The sequence below is a fragment of the Marinicauda salina genome (assembly GCF_003122085.1).
Classification (GTDB): Bacteria; Pseudomonadota; Alphaproteobacteria; order Caulobacterales; family Maricaulaceae; genus Maricicauda_A; species Maricicauda_A salina.
In genome coordinates, this window is sequence record NZ_QEXV01000001.1 from 473,052 (window position 1) to 490,793 (window position 17,742).

The 17,742-nt window shown below is 70.8% G+C and carries 12 protein-coding genes; 4 read left to right on the forward strand and 8 right to left on the reverse strand.

What is annotated here, in order from left to right:
• Positions 1 to 26 precede the first annotated feature (26 nt).
• Positions 27 to 491 (reverse strand): valine--tRNA ligase, encoded by a 465-nt coding sequence (locus DDZ18_RS02185; protein ID WP_109251712.1) that lies wholly within the window; start codon positions 489 to 491, stop codon positions 27 to 29.
• A gap of 78 nt (positions 492 to 569) precedes the next feature.
• Here DDZ18_RS02185 and lepA point away from each other — a divergent pair, with 78 nt between their 5' ends.
• Positions 570 to 2,378 carry a translation elongation factor 4 gene (gene lepA, locus DDZ18_RS02190; protein WP_109251713.1) on the forward strand — a complete coding sequence of 603 codons (1,809 nt, stop codon included), beginning with the start codon at positions 570 to 572 and terminating at the stop codon, positions 2,376 to 2,378.
• Positions 2,379 to 2,382: 4 nt separating this feature from the next.
• Here the strand turns inward: lepA and DDZ18_RS13955 are convergent, their stop codons facing one another.
• The 6 genes from DDZ18_RS13955 to mutS form a co-directional block, all read right to left on the reverse strand.
• Positions 2,383 to 3,282: an HNH endonuclease gene (locus DDZ18_RS13955; protein ID WP_199241115.1), complete on the reverse strand. Its 900-nt coding sequence runs from the start codon at positions 3,280 to 3,282 to the stop codon at positions 2,383 to 2,385.
• A gap of 112 nt (positions 3,283 to 3,394) precedes the next feature.
• A complete protein-coding gene (locus DDZ18_RS02200; RefSeq protein WP_109251714.1) occupies positions 3,395 to 3,937 on the reverse strand; it encodes a copper chaperone PCu(A)C in 543 nt (180 codons plus the stop codon).
• A 73-nt stretch (positions 3,938 to 4,010) separates the two neighbouring features.
• Complete coding sequence (trpS, locus tag DDZ18_RS02205; RefSeq protein ID WP_109251715.1) at positions 4,011 to 5,048, reverse strand: tryptophan--tRNA ligase; 1,038 nt, start codon at positions 5,046 to 5,048, stop codon at positions 4,011 to 4,013.
• Between the two features lie 73 nt (positions 5,049 to 5,121).
• Entirely contained in the window at positions 5,122 to 6,714 is a 1,593-nt protein-coding gene (gene murJ, locus DDZ18_RS02210) for a murein biosynthesis integral membrane protein MurJ (RefSeq protein ID WP_109251716.1), read from the reverse strand.
• A 3-nt stretch (positions 6,715 to 6,717) separates the two neighbouring features.
• Positions 6,718 to 9,546, reverse strand: a complete 2,829-nt coding sequence (locus DDZ18_RS02215) for a [protein-PII] uridylyltransferase (RefSeq protein WP_109251717.1) — start codon at positions 9,544 to 9,546, stop codon at positions 6,718 to 6,720.
• A 32-nt stretch (positions 9,547 to 9,578) separates the two neighbouring features.
• A complete protein-coding gene (gene mutS, locus DDZ18_RS02220; RefSeq protein ID WP_109251718.1) occupies positions 9,579 to 12,275 on the reverse strand; it encodes a DNA mismatch repair protein MutS in 2,697 nt (898 codons plus the stop codon).
• 142 nt (positions 12,276 to 12,417) lie between these two features.
• Here mutS and DDZ18_RS02225 point away from each other — a divergent pair, with 142 nt between their 5' ends.
• The 3 genes from DDZ18_RS02225 to DDZ18_RS02235 all read left to right on the forward strand — a co-directional run bounded on the left by DDZ18_RS02225 (position 12,418) and on the right by DDZ18_RS02235 (position 16,734).
• The gene (locus DDZ18_RS02225) at positions 12,418 to 14,730 is read left to right on the forward strand and encodes an NADP-dependent malic enzyme (RefSeq protein ID WP_109251719.1); all 2,313 of its coding nucleotides are present in this window, start codon (positions 12,418 to 12,420) and stop codon (positions 14,728 to 14,730) included.
• Between the two features lie 64 nt (positions 14,731 to 14,794).
• Positions 14,795 to 16,120, forward strand: a complete 1,326-nt coding sequence (locus DDZ18_RS02230) for a dicarboxylate/amino acid:cation symporter (protein ID WP_109251720.1) — start codon at positions 14,795 to 14,797, stop codon at positions 16,118 to 16,120.
• Between the two features lie 299 nt (positions 16,121 to 16,419).
• Positions 16,420 to 16,734: a hypothetical protein gene (locus DDZ18_RS02235; RefSeq protein ID WP_109251721.1), complete on the forward strand. Its 315-nt coding sequence runs from the start codon at positions 16,420 to 16,422 to the stop codon at positions 16,732 to 16,734.
• 116 nt (positions 16,735 to 16,850) lie between these two features.
• On the opposite strand, the gene DDZ18_RS02240 is transcribed toward DDZ18_RS02235, so the two are convergent.
• On the reverse strand, positions 16,851 to 17,603 hold the full coding sequence (locus tag DDZ18_RS02240; protein WP_109251722.1) for a hypothetical protein: 753 nt from the start codon (positions 17,601 to 17,603) through the stop codon (positions 16,851 to 16,853).
• Positions 17,604 to 17,742 lie beyond the last annotated feature (139 nt).

Here is a 17,742-nt window from a genome sequence, read left to right on the forward strand (position 1 = left end):
ACCGATCGCTAACGCGGCCGCCGGGCTCACCGCAGATTGCGGATGACCGCCATCGCCGCCTCGTGGCGCGCCTTCATGACGTTGGACATCATCTGGTACTGGCGCGCCTGGGCCTGCATCGCCTGCTGGAGATCGACCATGTGCAGGCTCGCCTCCGTGTTCGCCTCGATGATGCTCCGCGCCTCCTCGAGCGAGCCGGCGCGGTCGATCGCCTCGGCCTGGTCTTCGTGCGCGGCGGCGGCGCGGAAATACCGCCAGGCCAGCTCGGGCCGGTCCTCGAGATAGGCTTCGCCGGCCTCGCGCAGATCGGCGGCCTGGGCGCGCCGGCGCGCCGAGACGACGGCGGGCGCGTCGCCTTCGAGTTCGCGGATCTCGGGACGGATGAGCTCCGGGGTGATCTCGACGACCTGCGGCTGGCGGATCTGGATCTGGGCCTCGGCGGCCGCGCCCAGGCACGCGGCGGCGAGGGCGGCGGAGACAATGGCGCGCATGGCGTGCTCCCTGTCGGCTTGCGGCTTCCGGTATAGCACGCTTGGCGCAGGTCACGCGCGGTGCTACCTCCCGCCGCCATGAGCACCGATCCCGCCCGCATCCGTAATTTCTCCATCGTCGCGCACATCGACCACGGAAAGTCGACGCTCGCCGACCGGCTGATCCAGGTCACCGGCGGGCTGACCGAGCGCGAGATGAAGGAGCAGGTCCTCGACAACATGGACCTGGAGCGCGAGCGCGGCATCACGATCAAGGCCCAGACCGTGCGGCTGAACTATCGCGCGAAGGACGGCCATGACTACGTGCTCAACCTCATCGACACGCCCGGCCATGTCGACTTCGCCTACGAGGTCTCGCGCTCGCTCTACGCCTGCGACGGCGCGCTGCTGGTCGTCGACGCCGCCCAGGGCGTCGAGGCCCAGACGCTGGCCAATGTCTACCAGGCCATCGACGTCGATCTCGAGATCGTCCCCGTGCTCAACAAGATCGATCTGCCCGCCGCCGAGCCGGAACGCGTAAAGGCCCAGATCGAGGACGTGATCGGGCTCGACGCCTCGGACGCGCTGGAGATCTCGGCAAAGACCGGACAGGGCGTCGAGGACGTGCTCGAGGCGATCGTCGAGCGCCTGCCCTCGCCCAAGGCCGGCGATCCCGACGCGCCGCTGAAGGCGCTGCTCGTCGACAGCTGGTACGACACCTATCTCGGCGTCATCTGCCTGGTGCGCATCTTCGACGGCACGCTGAAGAAGGGCATGAAGGTCCGCCTGATGGGCACGGGCGGGACCTACAATGTCGACGGCATCGGCGTGTTCCGGCCGGGCAAGGAGGCCGTCGACGCGCTCGGCCCCGGCGAGATCGGCTATCTCAACGCGTCGATCAAGCAGGTCCGCGACGCCCGCGTCGGCGACACGATCACCGAGGAGAAGCGCCCGACCGACGCGATGCTGCCGGGCTTCAAGCCGGCCGTGCCGGTGGTGTTCTGCGGGCTGTTCCCTGTCGACGCGGCCGATTTCGAGGACCTGCGCGACGCCGTCGAGCGGCTCGCCCTCAACGACGCCAGCTTCAGCTTCGAGATGGAGACCTCGGCGGCGCTCGGCTTCGGCTTCCGCTGCGGCTTCCTCGGCCTGCTGCACATGGAGGTCATCCGCGAGCGGCTCGAGCGCGAGTACGACGTCGACCTGATCACCACCGCGCCGTCGGTGGTCTACCGGATGACGATGACCGACGGCGAGGAGATCGAGCTCCACAACCCCGCCGACATGCCCGATCCGGTCAAGGTCGAGACGATCGCCGAGCCGTGGATCAAGGCGACGATCCTGGTCCCCGACGAGTTTCTCGGCGGAACGCTGAAGCTGTGCGAGGACCGGCGCGGCGTCCAGCGCGAGCTCACCTATGCGGGCAGCCGCGCCATGCTGGTCTACGAGCTGCCGCTCAACGAGGTCGTGTTCGACTTCTACGACCGGCTGAAATCGGTGACGAAGGGCTACGCCAGCTTCGACTACCAGTTCCTCGAATACCGCGAGGGCGACCTGGTGAAGATGTCCATCCTGGTCAATGACGAGCCCGTCGACGCGCTGTCGATGATCGTCCACCGCTCGCGCGCGGAGATGCGCGGCCGGGCGATGTGCGAACGGCTGAAGGAGCTGATCCCGCGGCACATGTTCAAGATCCCGATCCAGGCCGCGATCGGCGGACGCATCATCGCCCGCGAGACGCTGGCCGCGCTCAGGAAGGACGTCACCGCGAAGTGCTATGGCGGCGACGTCACCCGCAAGCGCAAGCTCCTGGAGAAGCAGAAGGCCGGCAAGAAGAAGATGCGCCAGTTCGGCAAGGTCGAGATCCCGCAGGAAGCCTTCATCGCCGCGCTCAAGATGGACGCGGACTAAGCCCTCACCCCTTGAAGCAGTGCTCGCGGTGCCATTGCAGGAAGGCGGGGTTCGGCCGCGCCGTCTCCGCCTCCGGCACGGACAGGAAGCCGCTGCGGTCGAACAGGCGGTCGACGCCCTCGGGCAGGAGCCCGTCGGCGCGCAGCAGGCGATAGTCGTCATCGATGCTGATCAGGCCGCGATCGAACATCCAGTGGACCGTGCGCGACAGCGCCAGACCGTTGCGCACCGAGTCCGGGCCGTCCCGGGCGACCGGCACGATGTGGGCGGCCTCCATCTCGGCGCGCCCGCCGCCGTTGATGATCTGCAGTCCCGTCACGGCGCAGCGCGAGTCGTAGGCCTCGCGCACCTGCATCGCGAAGGCGCGGTCGCGGAAGCGTCGACTGGTGAGGCGCTCGACGATCGGGCGGTTGAAGTCCAGCTGTTCTTCCGCGACGGCGGCCGGGGGTCGAGCGGCGAGTTCCGCGCGCTCCTGGGCGATCACCGGCGCGTAGCCGGCCGCGAGGATGAGTTCGAACTCCGCGTCGGGGATCCGGCGGATCGAGACGCCCATGGCGCCGCGGCTGACCGCGCCGTCGCCGCGGTCGAGCTTGGTCTCCCAGAAACCGCCGTCCTCGCGCCGGAACGGGACCGGATTCGGGAAGGTGAGGAAGTCCTCGATCTTCGCGTAGAAAAGGTCGGGATCGCGCGGGTCCTGGCGGACGGAGGCGATGCGTCCCGAGGCCCAGTAGGCGCTCCGACCGGTCGATGCGCCGCCCGCCCCGCGGCGCGGTTCGTAGAATAGGCACGGCTTGCCGGCGGCGGCTTCCGCCGCGCGGAGATACTGCCGGGGAAAGTGGTACCAGACCCCGGTGACGTCGTCGTAGCCGCTATCGGCCTTCTGGGAGAGTACGACCTTGCTCATCGCCCCGTCGCCGCATCGATCGATCAACTCTCGATATCGGCGAATTTCCCTTGCGAGGTCAAATCGCTAGGGGGCGGGCCGGCGGGTCTCCCGGGTCGACGAGCGCCCGGGCTCACTCCCCCGGCGGCTCGGTCGCGAAGGGGGCGGCGACCTCGAGCACGGCGCCGCTCTCGAACTCGAGTTCGAGCGCGAGCCGGCCGTCTTCGGCGGCGTCGTCGGCCAGGCCGAACACCATGAGGTGCGCGCCGCCGGGCTCCAGCGTCAGCGGGCCGTCGGCGGGAACGGCGAGCCCGTCTTCGGCCGGGCGCATGCGCATCACGCCGTCTTCCATCCCGGTGACGTGAAGCTCGATCGCGTCGGCCTCGGGCGAGGTCGCCGCGACGAGCCGGTCCGGTGCGGCGGCGTAGATCACGAGATAGGCCGCCGTCATGTCGCGGCCGGCCGGCGGGGTGCGCGCCCACGGGCCGATCGCGAGATGGCTGGCGTCGTGCTCGGCGAGCATCATGCGCGCTGCGGCCATCTCCAGGATGCGGGCCTCGGCCGCGCCGGCCTCTGCTGCGGACCCGGTCCCGGCGGCGGTCTCGTCTTCTGCGGCGTCGGGCGCGCCGCAGGCGGCGAGCAGCGCGAAGGCGGGAAGAAGGGCGGTCAGGCGCATGGGCGTCTCCAGCAGACGGATCGAATGCGGGGTTTCAACCCCGGCCGCGCGGGCCGCGCAAGCGGACGAAACGTCACGCGTTCCAGTAGCCCACGAGCCGGCGGGCCTCGGCGATCACCGGCGCGGCGGCCTCGCGGGCGCGATCGGCGCCGGCTTCCAGAATGCGGTCCAGCTCGGCCGGGTCGGCCTTCAGCCGCGCGTATTCCTCGCTGATCGGGGCGACGAACTCGACGGCCGCGTCGGCGAGCTTCGGCTTGAACACGCCGAAGCCCTCGCCGCCGAACTCGTCGAGCACCGCCTGGGCGGAGGTCCCCGTCAGCGCGGCGTAGATCGCCACGAGATTCTTCGCTTCGGGCCGGGTCTCCAGTTCCTCGACGCTGCCCGGCAGCGGCTCGGGATCGGTCCTGGCCTTCCTGATCTTGCGCGCGATCGCGTCGGCGTCGTCGTCGAGATTGATCCGCGCATTGTCGCTGGGATCGGACTTCGACATCTTCGCCGTTCCGTCCTTGAGCGACATGATGCGCGCCCCGGCGGACTGGATCACCGGCTCGGGCAGCGGGAACACCGCCTCGCCGCGTCCGAAGTCGCGATTGAAGCGCGCCGCGACGTCGCGGCTGAGCTCGAGATGCTGCTTCTGGTCTTCGCCGACGGGCACGTGGGTGGCCTTGTAGATCAGGATGTCGGCGGCCTGCAGCACGGGATAGGTGAACAGGCCGACGCTGGCGCGCTCGGCGTCCTTGCCCGCCTTGTCCTTGAACTGGGTCATGCGCTCGAGCCAGCCGAGCCGGGCGACGCACTGGAAGATCCAGGCGAGCTCGGCGTGGGCGGTGACGGCCGATTGCGCGAACACCGCCGAGCGCTCCGGGTCGACCCCGGCGGCGAGATAGGCCGCCGCGGCGCGGCGCGTGTTGTCGGGCAGGGTCGCGGGATCGACGGCGACGGTGATCGCGTGCATGTCGACGACGCAGTAGAAGCACTCCGCCCCGGAATTCTGCAGCTCCACCCACCATTTGAGCGCGCCGAGATAATTGCCCAGATGCAGCCCGCCGGTGGGCTGCATGCCTGAGAGAATGCGCTCGGGGCCGGTGTAGACGGGTTGGGCGTCGGTCATGGTCGGGATCGCGATCGGGACAGAGGAGCCGCGGTGATAGCCGCGCCGCGGCGCGCGCTCAAGCGCGTTGCGCCTATTCCACCGGCGGCGGCGGCGCTGCGCCCTCGGCCGGCCGCAAGGTGTCGCGCAGCTCGCCGATCCTCAGCGCGCCGGTCGCCATCGCCGCCAGCCCGTAGACGAGCCCGCCGCCCAGCACGACCAGCGCCATGTAGAGCGTCGCCTCCAGCTCGCCCGGGACGAAGCCGGCGAGGATCGCCTCGCCCGCCGCGGCGTTGCGCGCCGCGATCCAGACCGCGGCGGCCATCGCCGCGCAGGCGACCAGGATCCGCGGCAGGCGCTGGCGCAGGCGCGCGTCGGGGACGAACTGCCCCCGGCTCGCCAGCGTGATCGCGAGCAGGCCGGCGTTGAGCCAGCCCGCCGCCGAGGTCGCCGCGGCCAGGCCCGCGAACCGCATCGGGCCGAAGAAGAGCGCCACGCCCAGCGCCACGTTCACGAGCATCGACAGGCCCGCGAACTTCATCGGCGTGACCGTGTCCTCCCGCGCGAAGAAGCCCGGCGAGAAGACCTTGATCAGCACGAAGCCGGGAAGGCCCGCGCCGTAGATGGCCACCGCGATGGCGGTGTTGCGTGCGTCGTCGCCGGCGAAGGCGCCGAAGCGGAACAGGCCGTCGACGATCAGGTCGGGAATGACGAGCAGGGCCGCGGCCGCGGGAAGCGTGAGCGCCAGCGAGATCTCGATCGCGCGGTTCTGGCCCATCGCCGCGGCGGCGTCGTCGCCGGCGCGCAGGCGTTTCGACAGCGCGGGCAGCAGCGCGACGCCCATGGCGATGCCGATCACGCCGAGCGGCAGCTGGTAGAGCCGTTCGGCGAAATAGATCCAGGACCGCGCGCCCTCCTGCAGCGTGGCGATCGAGCCCGAAACGAGCTGGTTGATGTGGGTCACGCCCGCCGCCGCCGCGCCGGGCAGGCCGAGCGTCAGCAGGCGCCGCACGCCCGGCGTCGGGCGCGGCAGGCGGAAACCCAGCTTGATCCCGGCGCGGCGGGCGGCGAGGAACAGGAAGCCCGCCTGCAGCACGCCGGAGGCCGTCACCCCGATGCTCAGCGCCAGCGCCAGGTCGGCCCGGTCGCCGGGATCGATCAGCAATAGCGTGATCAGCACGATGTTGAGCAGGACCGGCGCGGCGGCGGCGGCGACGAAGCGTTCGTGGGAGTTGAGCGCGCCCGACAGCATCGCCGCGATCGACATGCACAAGAGGTAGGGCATGGTGATCTGCGTCATCAGCACGGCGAAGCCGAACAGGTCGGGATCGGCGATGAAGCCCGGCCCCAGCACGTACATCAGCCACGGCATCGCGATCTGCGCGACGACGACCAGGGTGAGAACGATCGTCGTGAGCACCGAGAGCACCTCGGAGGCGAACACGCCGGCGGCGTCCGGTCCCTCGCCCTCGAGCCTGCGCGCGTAGAGCGGCACGAAGGCCGAGTTGAACGCGCCCTCGGCGAAGATGCGCCGGAACAGGTTGGGGAATTGCAGCGCGACCAGGAAGGCGTCGGTCAGCGGTCCCGCGCCGAGCCGGCTCGCCAGCAGCATGTCGCGCGCCAGGCCGAAGAAGCGGCTGACCAGCGTCAATGCGCCGATCACGGCGGTGGAGCGTAGAAGCCGCACGCCCTAACGCCCCGCGCTCGCTTCGGCTTGCGAGAGCCCGGCCTCTGCAGAGGGGCCCACAAGGGCGTCCTCGGCTTCGGCGAGTTCGCGCATGAGCCGGGTGCGGATCGCCTCCAGCCGGTCCGGGTCGGTCACCTTGCGGCCGTCCTCGGTGACGTAGAAGACGTCGACGGCGCGCTCGCCATAGCCGTCGATGCGCGCGGCTTCGAGCGACAGGCCGAGCTCGGCGAGCGCGCGGGCCATGTCGTGGAGCAGGCGCGGGCGATCGCGGCCGGAGGCCTCGATCACCAGCGCGCTGTCGGCGGCCTCGGCGTCGAGCGTGACATAGGGCTTCACCGCGAAGGCGGCCTCGCGCCGGCGGATCGGCCGCTGCGGGATGACGTCGTCGGCGCCGAGGCCGTCGGCGGCGGCGCGCTCGACCAGCGCCTTCAGCCGGTCGCGGGCGTAGCTGTCGTGCCAGCCGAACGGCTTGCCGCCCGGCTCCTGGATGTAGAACACGTCGAAGGCCCGGCCCCCGGCGCTGGTCGTGACCTGGGCGCCGACGACATTGGCGCCGGCGAGCGCGAGCGCCCCGGCGATGTCGGCGAAGAGCCCGTCGCGGTCGGGCGCGAGGATGAGCACCTCGGTCGCCGAGCGCCGCCGGTCGACGCGCACCCCGGCGGAGACCGCGTCGCCGCGCCGTTCCGCGGCGCGCACGAAGGCGGCGTGGCGCAGCCGGTCGTTCTCGGAGAAGGCGAGCCAGTAGGGCTCGTCGAGCTCCTCGGTCCAGCGCTCGGCGAAGGCCGGATCGAGCCGTTCGAGCCGGGCGCGGAACATGTCGCGGGCGCGTTCGGCCCGCCGGCTCAGCCGGGCGCGCGCCTCCTCCTCCTCGGGCCGCTTGCCGCCTTTCAGGACGGCCGCGGTGGCCTGGTAGAGATCGCGCAGCAGCTGGGCCTTCCAGCCGTTCCACACGCCCGGGCCGACGGCGCGGATGTCGACCACGGTGAGGATGGTGAGCAGGCGCAGGCGTTCCAGCGTGCCGACCGTCTCGGCGAAATCCAGCACGGTGCGCGGATCGGAGAGATCCCGGCGCTGGGCGACGTCGCTCATCTCGAGATGGTGCTCGACCAGCCAGGCGGCCAGCTCGGTTTCGGCGTCCTCCACGCCCAAGCGCTCGCACGCCTCGCGGCAGCGTATCGCGCCCTCGACGCACTGATCGCCCTGACCCTTGCCGGTGTCGTGGAGCAGCACGGCGAGATGCAGCGCGCGGCGATTGACGATCTCCGGCGCGAGCCGCGTGCACAGCGGGTGGTCGGCGGCGAGCCGGCCCTGCTCGATCTCGCGCAGCAGGCCGAGCGCATTGAGCGTGTGCTCGTCGACCGTGAAGCGGTGATACATGTTAAACTGGGTGCGCGCGACGATGTCGCCGAATTCCGGGATATAGGCGCCGAGCAGGCCCGCCTCGGTCATCGCCCGCAGGGTTATGCGCGGATCGTCGGCGTCCAGCAGCACCGCGAAGAAGGCCCGCGCCGCGCGCGCGTCGGCGCGGAAGGCGTCGTCGACGAGCCTGAGCGACTGGCCGACCGCGGCGAAGGCGTCGGGATGCAGGTCGAGATGGCGCGCCGCGGCGATCTCGAACAGGCGCAGCATCAGGACGGGATCGTTCTCGAGCTTGGCCGCGTCGGCGAAATCGAGCCGGCCCGAGCGGATCACGAAGCCGGCCTCGGCGAGATCCTCGTCGGCCAGCTGGACGCCGTCGGCGGGCAGGAAGCGGCCGATGCCAGCGGGCGGCGCCTTGAGCTCGTCGGCCTCCAGCTTGGCGCAGACCAGCCGGGTCAGCGCGCCGACATCGATGGCGCAGCGGAAATAGTCGCGCATGAAGACTTCCACGGCGAGCACCTCCTCGCCGTCGTCATAGCCCATGCGCTCGGCGACCTCGGGCTGGAGATCGAAGGTCAGCCGGTCGTCCTTGCGCTTGTTGATCTGGTGAAGGTGGAAGCGGACCGTCCAGTAGAAATCGGCCGCGCGCAGATAGCGTTCGACATCGGTGACCGAGAGCAGGCCCAGCGCGACCCAGCGCTCGAGCGCGTCGGCGCCGTAGAGCACCTGGGCGAGCCAGCGCAGCGTCTGCAGGTCGCGCAGCGCGCCCTTGCCGTCCTTGATGTTGGGTTCGACCGCGTAGCGGCTGTCGCCCTGCCGGTCGATGCGCGCGTCGCGCTCGGCCAGCTTGGCGTGAACGAAGGCCTCCGCGTCGCCCTCGCGCAGCTGGTCCTCGAAGCGCTCCCGCAGCTCGGCGGCGAGATGGTCGTCGCCGGACAGGATGCGCAGATCGAGCAGGGCGGTGCGCTCGGACAGGTCGTCCTCGGCCAGCGCGATCGCCTCGTCGACGGTGCGCATGGCGCCGCCGCCGACGGCCAGGCCGACGTCCCACAGCGCGTAGAGCGTGCGCTCGACGATGGTCGCGGCGTAATCGGGCGCGTCGGCGTCGACGAGGAAGAGGAGATCGATGTCGGATTGCGGGCCCAGCTCGCCGGCGCCGTAGCCGCCGACCGCGCACAGGGCGAGGCCGGGCGTGCGCGCGCCTTCCTCGCACACCTCGCTGGCGATGGAATCGTAGAGCGCGCGCAGCACCGCGTTCATCACCGCCGACAGCGTGCGCGCGGCCTCGAGCCCGCCGGTCTTGCCGGCGAGCCGGCTCGACGCATGGGCGCGGCCGCGTTCGATGAATTTCTTGAGCTTGGCCAGCCCCGCCTCGCGGCCCGAGGACGTGCCCCAGCCCGACCGCGTCGCGGCGGCCAGTTCGGCGCGCAGGCGCAGGCCGTCGAGCTCGGCGGGAAGCGAGGAGGGTCTCATGACGCCCTATGTAAGCCATTGCGCGGCGATGTTCAGCCGTCGTCTTCAACCAGCCCCTTCAGCGCATACACCAGATCCAGCGCCTCGCGCGGGCTGAGGCCGTCGGCGTCGACCGTCTTGAGGCGGTCCTCGACGGCGCTGGGTTTCGGCGCGGCGGGCGGCGGGGCGGCGGAGAAGAGCGGCAGCTCGGCGAGCTTGGCGGCCGGGGCGTCGTCGGCCTCGAGGCGCTCGAGGATCTCGCTCGCCCGCGCCACGGCGGCGGCGGGCAGGCCGGCGCGTTTGGCGACCTCGACGCCGTAGGAGCGGTCGGCCGGTCCGGCCGCGACCTCGTGGAGAAAGATCAGCTCGCTCTTCCACTCGCGCGCTCTCAGCGAGACATTGCCAGCCGCGTCGAGCTCGTCGGCGAGCCGGGTGAGCTCGTGATAGTGCGTCGCGAACAGGGCGCGGCAGGCATTGACCTCGTGGAGATGCTCGACGGCGGCCCAGGCGATCGACAGCCCGTCGAAGGTCGCCGTGCCGCGGCCGATCTCGTCGAGGATGACCAGCGCGCGCGGGCCGGCCTGGTTGAGGATGGCGGCGGTCTCGATCATCTCGGCCATGAAGGTCGACCGCCCGCGGGCGAGATCGTCGGCCGCGCCGACGCGCGAGAACAACCGGTCGACCAGCCCGATGCGGGCGGCTTTCGCCGGGACGAACAGCCCGGCCTGGGCCATCACCGCGATCAGCGCGTTCTGTCTGAGGAAGGTCGACTTGCCGGCCATGTTCGGCCCGGTGACCAGGGTGAGCCGCGGCGCGGCCTCGCCGGCGCCGTCGAGCGCGCAGTCGTTCGGAGTGAAGCGCCCGTCGCCGGCGCGTTCGAGCGCGCGCTCGACGACCGGGTGGCGGCCGGCCTCGATCTCGAAATTGCGCGAGTCGTCGACCACGGGGCGGCTCGCGCCGGTCTCCTCGGCCCAGGCCGCCGCAGCCGCGGCGACGTCGAGGGCGGCGAGCGCCTCGCCGGCCGCGCGGATCGTCTCGGCCTCTTCTTCGACGCGGGCGCGCAGCCCGGCGAAGACTTCGAGCTCCATCGCCAGGGCGCGCTCGCCGGCCGAGGCGATTTTCGCCTCCAGCTCGCCTAGCTCGGCGGTGGAGAAGCGCACCGCGTTCGCCATGGTCTGGCGGTGGATGAACGGCTCGACGCCCATCAGCGCGTCGGCGTTCTTCGCGCTGACCTCGATGTAATAGCCGAGCACGTGGTTGTGCTTGATCTTGAGGGCGGAGACTCCGGTCTGCTCGGCATAGGTCTTTTGCAGGCCGGCGATGACGCGGCGGGACTCGTCGCGCAGCCGGCGCGCCTCGTCGAGATCGCCCGACCAGCCTTCGGCGACGAAGCCGCCGTCGCGCGTGAAGACCGGCGGCTCCTCGACCAGCGCCGCGCCGACATCGCGCACGAGATCGGCGAGGCCGTCCCGCTTCGACAGGCGCAGCGCGTCGAGGGCGTCGGCGATCGCGGCCGGCGGCGGATTGAGCGGCGGGCTCTTGAAGGCCTCGGCCAGCGCGTCGCCCTCGGCGAGTGCGCGCGTCAGTCCCGCCAGGTCCCGCGGCCCGCCGCGATCGAGCAGGAGGCGCGACAGCGCGCGGGCGGGATCGCCGGCGGCCTTCAGGCGCGCGCGGACGGTCTCGCGAATATCCCGGTTCTCGAGCAGATAGTCCGCCGCGTCGAGGCGCGCGGCGATCTCGGCCAGATCGGTCGAGGGCCGGGCCAGCCGGTCGGCGAGGAGCCGCGCGCCCGGCGCGGTGAGCGTGCGGTCGACGGCGTCGAGCAGCGAGCCTTTCCGCTCCCCGCTCATCGTGCGCTCGATCTCGAGGCTCGCCCGGGCGGCGGGGTCGATGACCATGCAGGCGCCGGCCGGCGTCGAGCGCGGCGGGGCCAGCCGGGCCGGCGCGCCGGCCTGGGACAGCTCGAGATAGTCGAGCAGGCAGCCCAGCGCGGCGATCTCGGCCTTGGTGAAATCGCCGAAGGCGTCGAGCGCATGCGCCTCGAAGCGCTCGAGCAGGCGGCGCTCGCCGGAAGCGGCGTCGAACTTCGCCTTCGCCCGCGGCGTGATCGCGCTCGCCGGGCACAGCTCCGCGGCCTCGCGGGCGTCTTCGTCGCGGACCAGCAGCTCGGCGGGGTTGAGCGCGGCGAGCTCCGCCTCGAGCGCGCCGGGGCCGAGCGCCATCGACGCGAAATCGCCCGCCGACACGTCGGCCCAGGCCAGCGCGGCTTCGCCGGACGCGGTGCGCGCGAGCGCCACGATGCGATTGGCCGCGCGCGCGTCGAGCAGGTCGTCCTCGGTGAGCGTGCCGGGCGTGACGATGCGCGTGACCGCGCGCCGCACGACGGCTTTCGAGCCGCCGCGCTTCTTGGCCTCGGCGGGGTCCTCCATCTGCTCGCCGACGGCGACCTTGAAGCCCGCCTTGATCAGCCGGGAGAGATAGCTCTGGGCGTTGTGGACGGGCACGCCGCACATCGGCACCGGTTCGCCCTGGTGCTCGCCGCGTTTGGTGAGCGCGATGTCGAGCGCCTCGGCGGCGCGCACGGCGTCGTCGAAGAACAGCTCGTAGAAATCGCCCATCCGGTAGAAGAGCAGCGCGTCGAGCGGCGCCTCGGCGCGCAGCTCGAGAAACTGCGCCATCATCGGCGTCGCGCCCTCCGGCGTCGGGAAGGCGCGGTTCGCGATATCGGCGGGGGCGACGGCTTCGGTCATCGGGCGCGGCCTGCGGCGGGACGGCCGGACATTGGCCTCGCCCGCGCGCCGACGCAAGAAACCCGCAGCATCCCGATTTGCCGCGCGCACCGAAGCGGTTAGGCTGCAGGCTCCGTCCCCGACCGTCCCCCGCGAGGCCAGAATGAGCGACCGCACGTCCCGAATCGACGACGAGGAAGCGCTCAACTTCCACCGCTATCCCACGCCGGGGAAGGTCGCCCTGCGCGCCACCAAGCCGATGGCGACCCAGCGCGACCTCTCGCTGGCCTACTCGCCGGGCGTGGCCGCGCCGGTCAAGGCGATCGCCGAGGACGTCGACGCCGCCTACGACTACACCTCCAAGGGCAACCAGGTCGCGGTGATCTCCAACGGCACGGCCATCCTCGGTCTCGGCGATCTCGGCGCGCCGGCCTCGAAGCCGGTGATGGAAGGCAAGGCGGTCCTGTTCAAGCGCTTCGCCGACGTCGACGGGATCGACATCGAGGTCGAGGAGGAGGACGCCGACGCCTTCGTCGAGTGCGTGCGCCGCTTCGGGAACACGTTCGGCGGGATCAATCTCGAGGATATCAAGGGCCCCGACTGCTTCCTCATCGAGCAAAAGCTCCGCGAGGCGCTCGACATCCCCGTCTTCCACGACGACCAGCACGGCACCGCGATCATCTCGGCTGCCGGCATCATCAACGCCTGCGAACTCACCGAGCGGAAGATCGAGGATCTCACCGTTGTGGTGAACGGCGCCGGGGCGGCGGGCATCGCGGTGCTCGAGCTGCTCAAGTCGATGGGCGTGAAGCCCGACAACGCGATCCTCTGCGACAGCCGCGGCGTCATCTACACCGGCCGCGAAGACGGCATGAACCAGTGGAAGTCGGCCCACGCCGTCGACACCGACAAGCGCTCGCTCGCCGAGGCGCTCGACGGGGCGGACTGCTTCATCGGCCTGTCGGTGAAGGGCGCGGTGACCAAGGCGATGGTCAAGTCCATGGCCGCCGACCCGATCATCTTCGCCATGGCCAATCCCGATCCCGAGATCACGCCGGAAGAAGTCAGCGAGGCGCGCTCCGACGCGATCATGGCGACCGGGCGGTCGGACTATCCCAACCAGGTCAACAATGTCCTCGGCTTTCCCTACATCTTCCGCGGCGCGCTCGACGTGCGCGCCCGCACGATCAACGAGGAGATGAAGATCGCCGCGGCGCGCGCGCTCGCCGCGCTGGCGCGCGAGGACGTGCCCGACGAGGTCGCCGCGGCCTATCACGGCGCCCGGCCCACCTTCGGGCGCGACTACATCATCCCCGCCCCGTTCGATCCCCGGCTGATCAGCCACGTCCCGCCCTATGTCGCCGAGGCGGCGATGGAGAGCGGCGTGGCGCGCAAGCCGATCTCGGACATGGACGAGTACAAGGCCGCGCTCGCCCGGCGGCTCGATCCGACCGCGGCGATCCTGCAGTCGATCCACGACCAGGTCCGCTCCGGACCGCGCAAGACCATCGTCTTCGCCGAGGGCGAGGAGCCCGCCGTCATCCGCGCGGCTTTCGCCTTCCAGAACCAGGAGCTGGGCCAGGCGATCCTGATCGGCCGCGAGGAGACCACCAAGGCCAACATGCGCCTGGTCGGCGTGCCCGAGGACGCCATCAAGATCGTCAACGCCCGGCTGTCGGACAAGAATTCCGAGTACGCCGACTGGCTCTACCGGCGCCTGCAGCGGCGGGGTTATCTCGTCCGCGACGTGCAGCGCCTGGTCAACAATGACCGCAACGTCTTCGCCGCCTGCATGGTCGCCAACAACGACGCCCACGGCATGGTCACCGGCGTCACGCGCAACTACGCCCAGGCGCTGGGCGACATCCAGCTCGCGCTCGATCCCAAGCCCGGGGAGCGCGTGATCGGCATGTCGCTGGTGCTGTCGCGCGGCCGCAGCCTGTTCATCGCCGACACCAACGTCACCGAGTTCCCGCCCGCAGAGGCGCTCGCCGACATGGCCTGCGAGACGGCGGCCGGGGCGCGGCGCTTCGGCATCGAGCCGCGCGTGGCCTTCCTGTCGTATTCGACCTTCGGCAATCCGCAGGGCGAGCGCTCCGACCGGATACAGGAGGCGGTGCGCCTGCTCGACGCGCGCGGGGCGGACTTCGAGTACGAGGGCGAGATGAACGCCGACGTCGCGCTCGACCCGGATCATCGCCGCATCTATCCGTTCTCGCGGCTGTCCGGGCCGGCCAACGTGCTGATCATGCCGGCGATCCACTCGGCGTCGATCTCGACCAAGCTGATGCGCTCGGCCGGCGGGGCGACCGTCATCGGCCCGATGCTGCTGGGGCTGGAGAAGCCGGTGCAGATCGTCCGGCTCGGCGGCGGAGTCGTCGACATCCTCACGCTGGCCGCGCTGACCGCCCACGACCTGTCGGCCGAAGCCGACAACGGCGAGCAGGCGACAGAGGACGCGCTCGCGACCGATTGACTGGCGCCCGGCGCCGCTTAGGCTGCGCGGCCCGAAGCAAGACGCCCGCGGGGAGGGTTCTTTGATGAAGTGGTGGTTCGGCACGGCGCTGTGGAAGCGCGTCTTCGGCGCGCTCGTCCTCGGCGTCATCTTCGGCGCGGTGCTGGCCCAGGCGATGGGCATGGAGGCCGCCACGGCGTGGCTGGACGCCTATCTCCGCCCGATCGGCGATCTCTTCATCCGGCTCATCCGCATGCTGATCGTGCCGCTGATCCTGGCCACGCTCACCGCCGGCGTCGTCGCGCTGGGTGATCCCAAGAAGCTCGGCTCGATCGGTCTGAAGACGATCGCGCTCTATTTCATCACCACCATCTTCGCAAACGCGATCGGCATCATCTTCGGCATCGTGTTCAAACCGGGGGTGGGCGTCGATCTCGGCGGCGCCGAGGCCGTGCCGGTCTCGCGCGAGGCGCCGACTCTGGTCGAGCGCCTGCTCACCATCGTGCCGGAGAATCCCATCGCCGCGCTCGCCGACGGCGACGTGCTGGCGGTGATCTTCTTCTCCATCCTGCTGGGCATCGGCGTGCTGATGGCCGGGCGCGGCGGCAAGCTGGTCGGCGACTTCTTCACCGCCGGCTCCGAGGTGATCCTCAAGGTCACCCACATCGTCATGGAGGTCGCGCCCTTCGGCGTGTTCGCGCTGGTCTCCTACACGGTGGCGAGCCAGGGCGTGGAGGCGCTGGCGTCCATCGCGATCCTGATCGCCGCGGTCTATCTCGGCCTGCTCACCCACGCGATCGTGGTCTATGGCGGCATCATCCGCTTCGTCTTGAACCTGCCGGTGATGAATTTCGTCCGCGGCATGCTCGACGCCATCGCGGTGGCCTATTCGACGGCCTCGTCTTCGGCGACGCTGCCGGTGACGATCGCCAACGCCAGCGAGAACCTGGGCGTCAAGCGCTCGGTCGCCGGTTCGGTGCTGCCGCTGGGCTCGACCATCAACATGGACGGCACCTCGCTCTATCTCGGCATTCTCGCGCTGTTCACCGCCCAGGCCTTCGGCTACGACCTGACCTTCGCCAATTACGTGCTGATCGCCTTCACCGCCGCGGTGGTGTCGATCGGCGCGGCGGGCATTCCCTCGGCCTCGCTCTTCCTGCTGGCGATCGTGCTCGAGACCTTCGGCGTGCCGCCCGAGCAGATCGCCATCGTCGTGGGCTTCATCCTGCCGGTCGACCGGATCATGGACATGGCGCGCACGGCGCTGAACGTCACCGGCGACGCCACCGTGGCGACCACGGTGGCCAAGTGGGAAGGCCAGCTCGACGAGCGGCGCTATCGCGCCCCGGCCGACGTGCCCTACGAGGAGCCCGAGGAACCGCCCGAGATGGCCGAGGCCGACCGCGACTGATCGCGGGCCGGATTTTCGCGCGCCGCCGTAAGGCCCTCATCCCCGGACCAAGGCCGGCGCAGGCTCTTTCTGACGCGGCGTTCCTCCCTCCCTCCCCCTCCGCGGGGAGGGTGGCCCGGCCCCAGGCCGGGCCGGGTGGGGGGCGAGCGTAGAGCGCCCTTCGGCCGTCACCCCACCCCCCCTCGGCTTCGCCTCGGGACCCTCCCCATCAAGGGGAGGGAGGGCGCTGGCGTCGCCCCGCGACTGATCCCGACGGGGGGCGCGCGCGTATTACCGGATGATCCAACCGGAGCGCGCGCATGACCCTTCTCCGCATTCTCTTCGCCGCAGGCGGGCTGGCGCTCGCCGCGATGATCGTCTGGGCGGCCATGACCGCAGGCCAGAGCCTCTCCGAGGCGGTCGGATGGCTCGTCTCCGAGCCCTGGGGCGCGGTGACGCTCGCCGATCTCTATCTCGGCTTCGTCTTCCTCGCCGTAATCATCTGGCTCATGGAGCCCGACAAGCGCATCGCGCTCGCCTTCATCCTGCCCCTGCCGTTTCTCGGAAATGTCTGGGCGGCGGTCTGGATGGCTTGGCGGCTGGGCCGCGTGGTCGAGGCGCGGCGGGCGGGGTGAGATCTAATGACTGAAATCCCGGACGCGCCGGAGGCGCGATCCGGGACCTGGTGGCGTATGATCGCCGTGAGGCCCCGGCGCTCGCTCCGCTCGGCCGGGGTTTCAACCCCTGTTTCCTACGCCCGCGCCAGCGCGGCGTCCCGCTCGGCGGCCTTGGCCGGATCGGTCGCGTTCTCCAGCAGGAAGCGGTCGACGGAGATGTCGAGGCCGAGCATCTCGACGGCCATCTGCTGGGCCTCCCACTGCCCGCCATAGGGGTGCGGCGAGTTGTCGTGGGAAAAGCCCTCGACGAGCAGCGGCATGTGCCCGGCGAGCGAGCGGTAGGCGACCATGTCGGGCCGGACCGCCGCCGGTGCGCCCTCGACCGTCACGGGATGATGGTCGTAGGTCTCGCCGAGATTCTCCGTGCCGTTCATCAGCTCGAACTCGTGCGGACCCAGGAGCGTGGCGAAGGTCTCGACCGACGCGCCCGCGTGCTCGGCGATGGTCGCGCCGATCGAGCCGTAGGGCGCGACATGCTTGCCCCAGGCGATGACGTGGCCGGGAACCGTAATCCGCACGACCGGCACGACGACGTCGCCGAGATGGTCGGCGTATTTGCGTCTGAGCTGCACCGGCGCGGCGTTCGACCCGACGGCGACGACCGCGTGATAGTCGCCGCGATCGAACACTCCCGCGCGCTCCGCGCCGACGATGTCGCGCAGCTTGACCGCCCGCCCGCGATGGCGCGCGGTCCAGTCGCCGACGCGCTCCGGGCGCGTGTCTTCGAGCAGCACCGTCTCGCCGTCGACGAAGACGAACGAGCTCCGCGGCCGCGGAAACGGATAGGCGAGCGCCCATTGCAGGCGGAGATTCTCCTCGCTGATCACTCGGCTCGCTCCTTCGGTTCGGGTCGCTCGGGAGTCTCTTCCTTATCGTCATTCCCGCGAAAGCGGGAACCCAGGGAGAGCCGGTCGTTCACGTCGGCGATTCATGCTCTCTGGCTCCCCGACGGCCTTCGGCCTCGGG

Coding starts and splice junctions, on each gene's coding strand:
- DDZ18_RS02185 (WP_109251712.1), bottom strand. CDS start 491: ATGCGCGCCATTGTCTCCGCCGCCCTCGCCGCCGCGTGCCTGGGCGCG.
- lepA (WP_109251713.1), top strand. CDS start 570: ATGAGCACCGATCCCGCCCGCATCCGTAATTTCTCCATCGTCGCGCAC.
- DDZ18_RS13955 (WP_199241115.1), bottom strand. CDS start 3,282: ATGAGCAAGGTCGTACTCTCCCAGAAGGCCGATAGCGGCTACGACGAC.
- DDZ18_RS02200 (WP_109251714.1), bottom strand. CDS start 3,937: ATGCGCCTGACCGCCCTTCTTCCCGCCTTCGCGCTGCTCGCCGCCTGC.
- trpS (WP_109251715.1), bottom strand. CDS start 5,048: ATGACCGACGCCCAACCCGTCTACACCGGCCCCGAGCGCATTCTCTCA.
- DDZ18_RS02215 (WP_109251717.1), bottom strand. CDS start 9,546: ATGAGACCCTCCTCGCTTCCCGCCGAGCTCGACGGCCTGCGCCTGCGC.
- mutS (WP_109251718.1), bottom strand. CDS start 12,275: ATGACCGAAGCCGTCGCCCCCGCCGATATCGCGAACCGCGCCTTCCCG.
- DDZ18_RS02225 (WP_109251719.1), top strand. CDS start 12,418: ATGAGCGACCGCACGTCCCGAATCGACGACGAGGAAGCGCTCAACTTC.
- DDZ18_RS02230 (WP_109251720.1), top strand. CDS start 14,795: ATGAAGTGGTGGTTCGGCACGGCGCTGTGGAAGCGCGTCTTCGGCGCG.
- DDZ18_RS02235 (WP_109251721.1), top strand. CDS start 16,420: ATGACCCTTCTCCGCATTCTCTTCGCCGCAGGCGGGCTGGCGCTCGCC.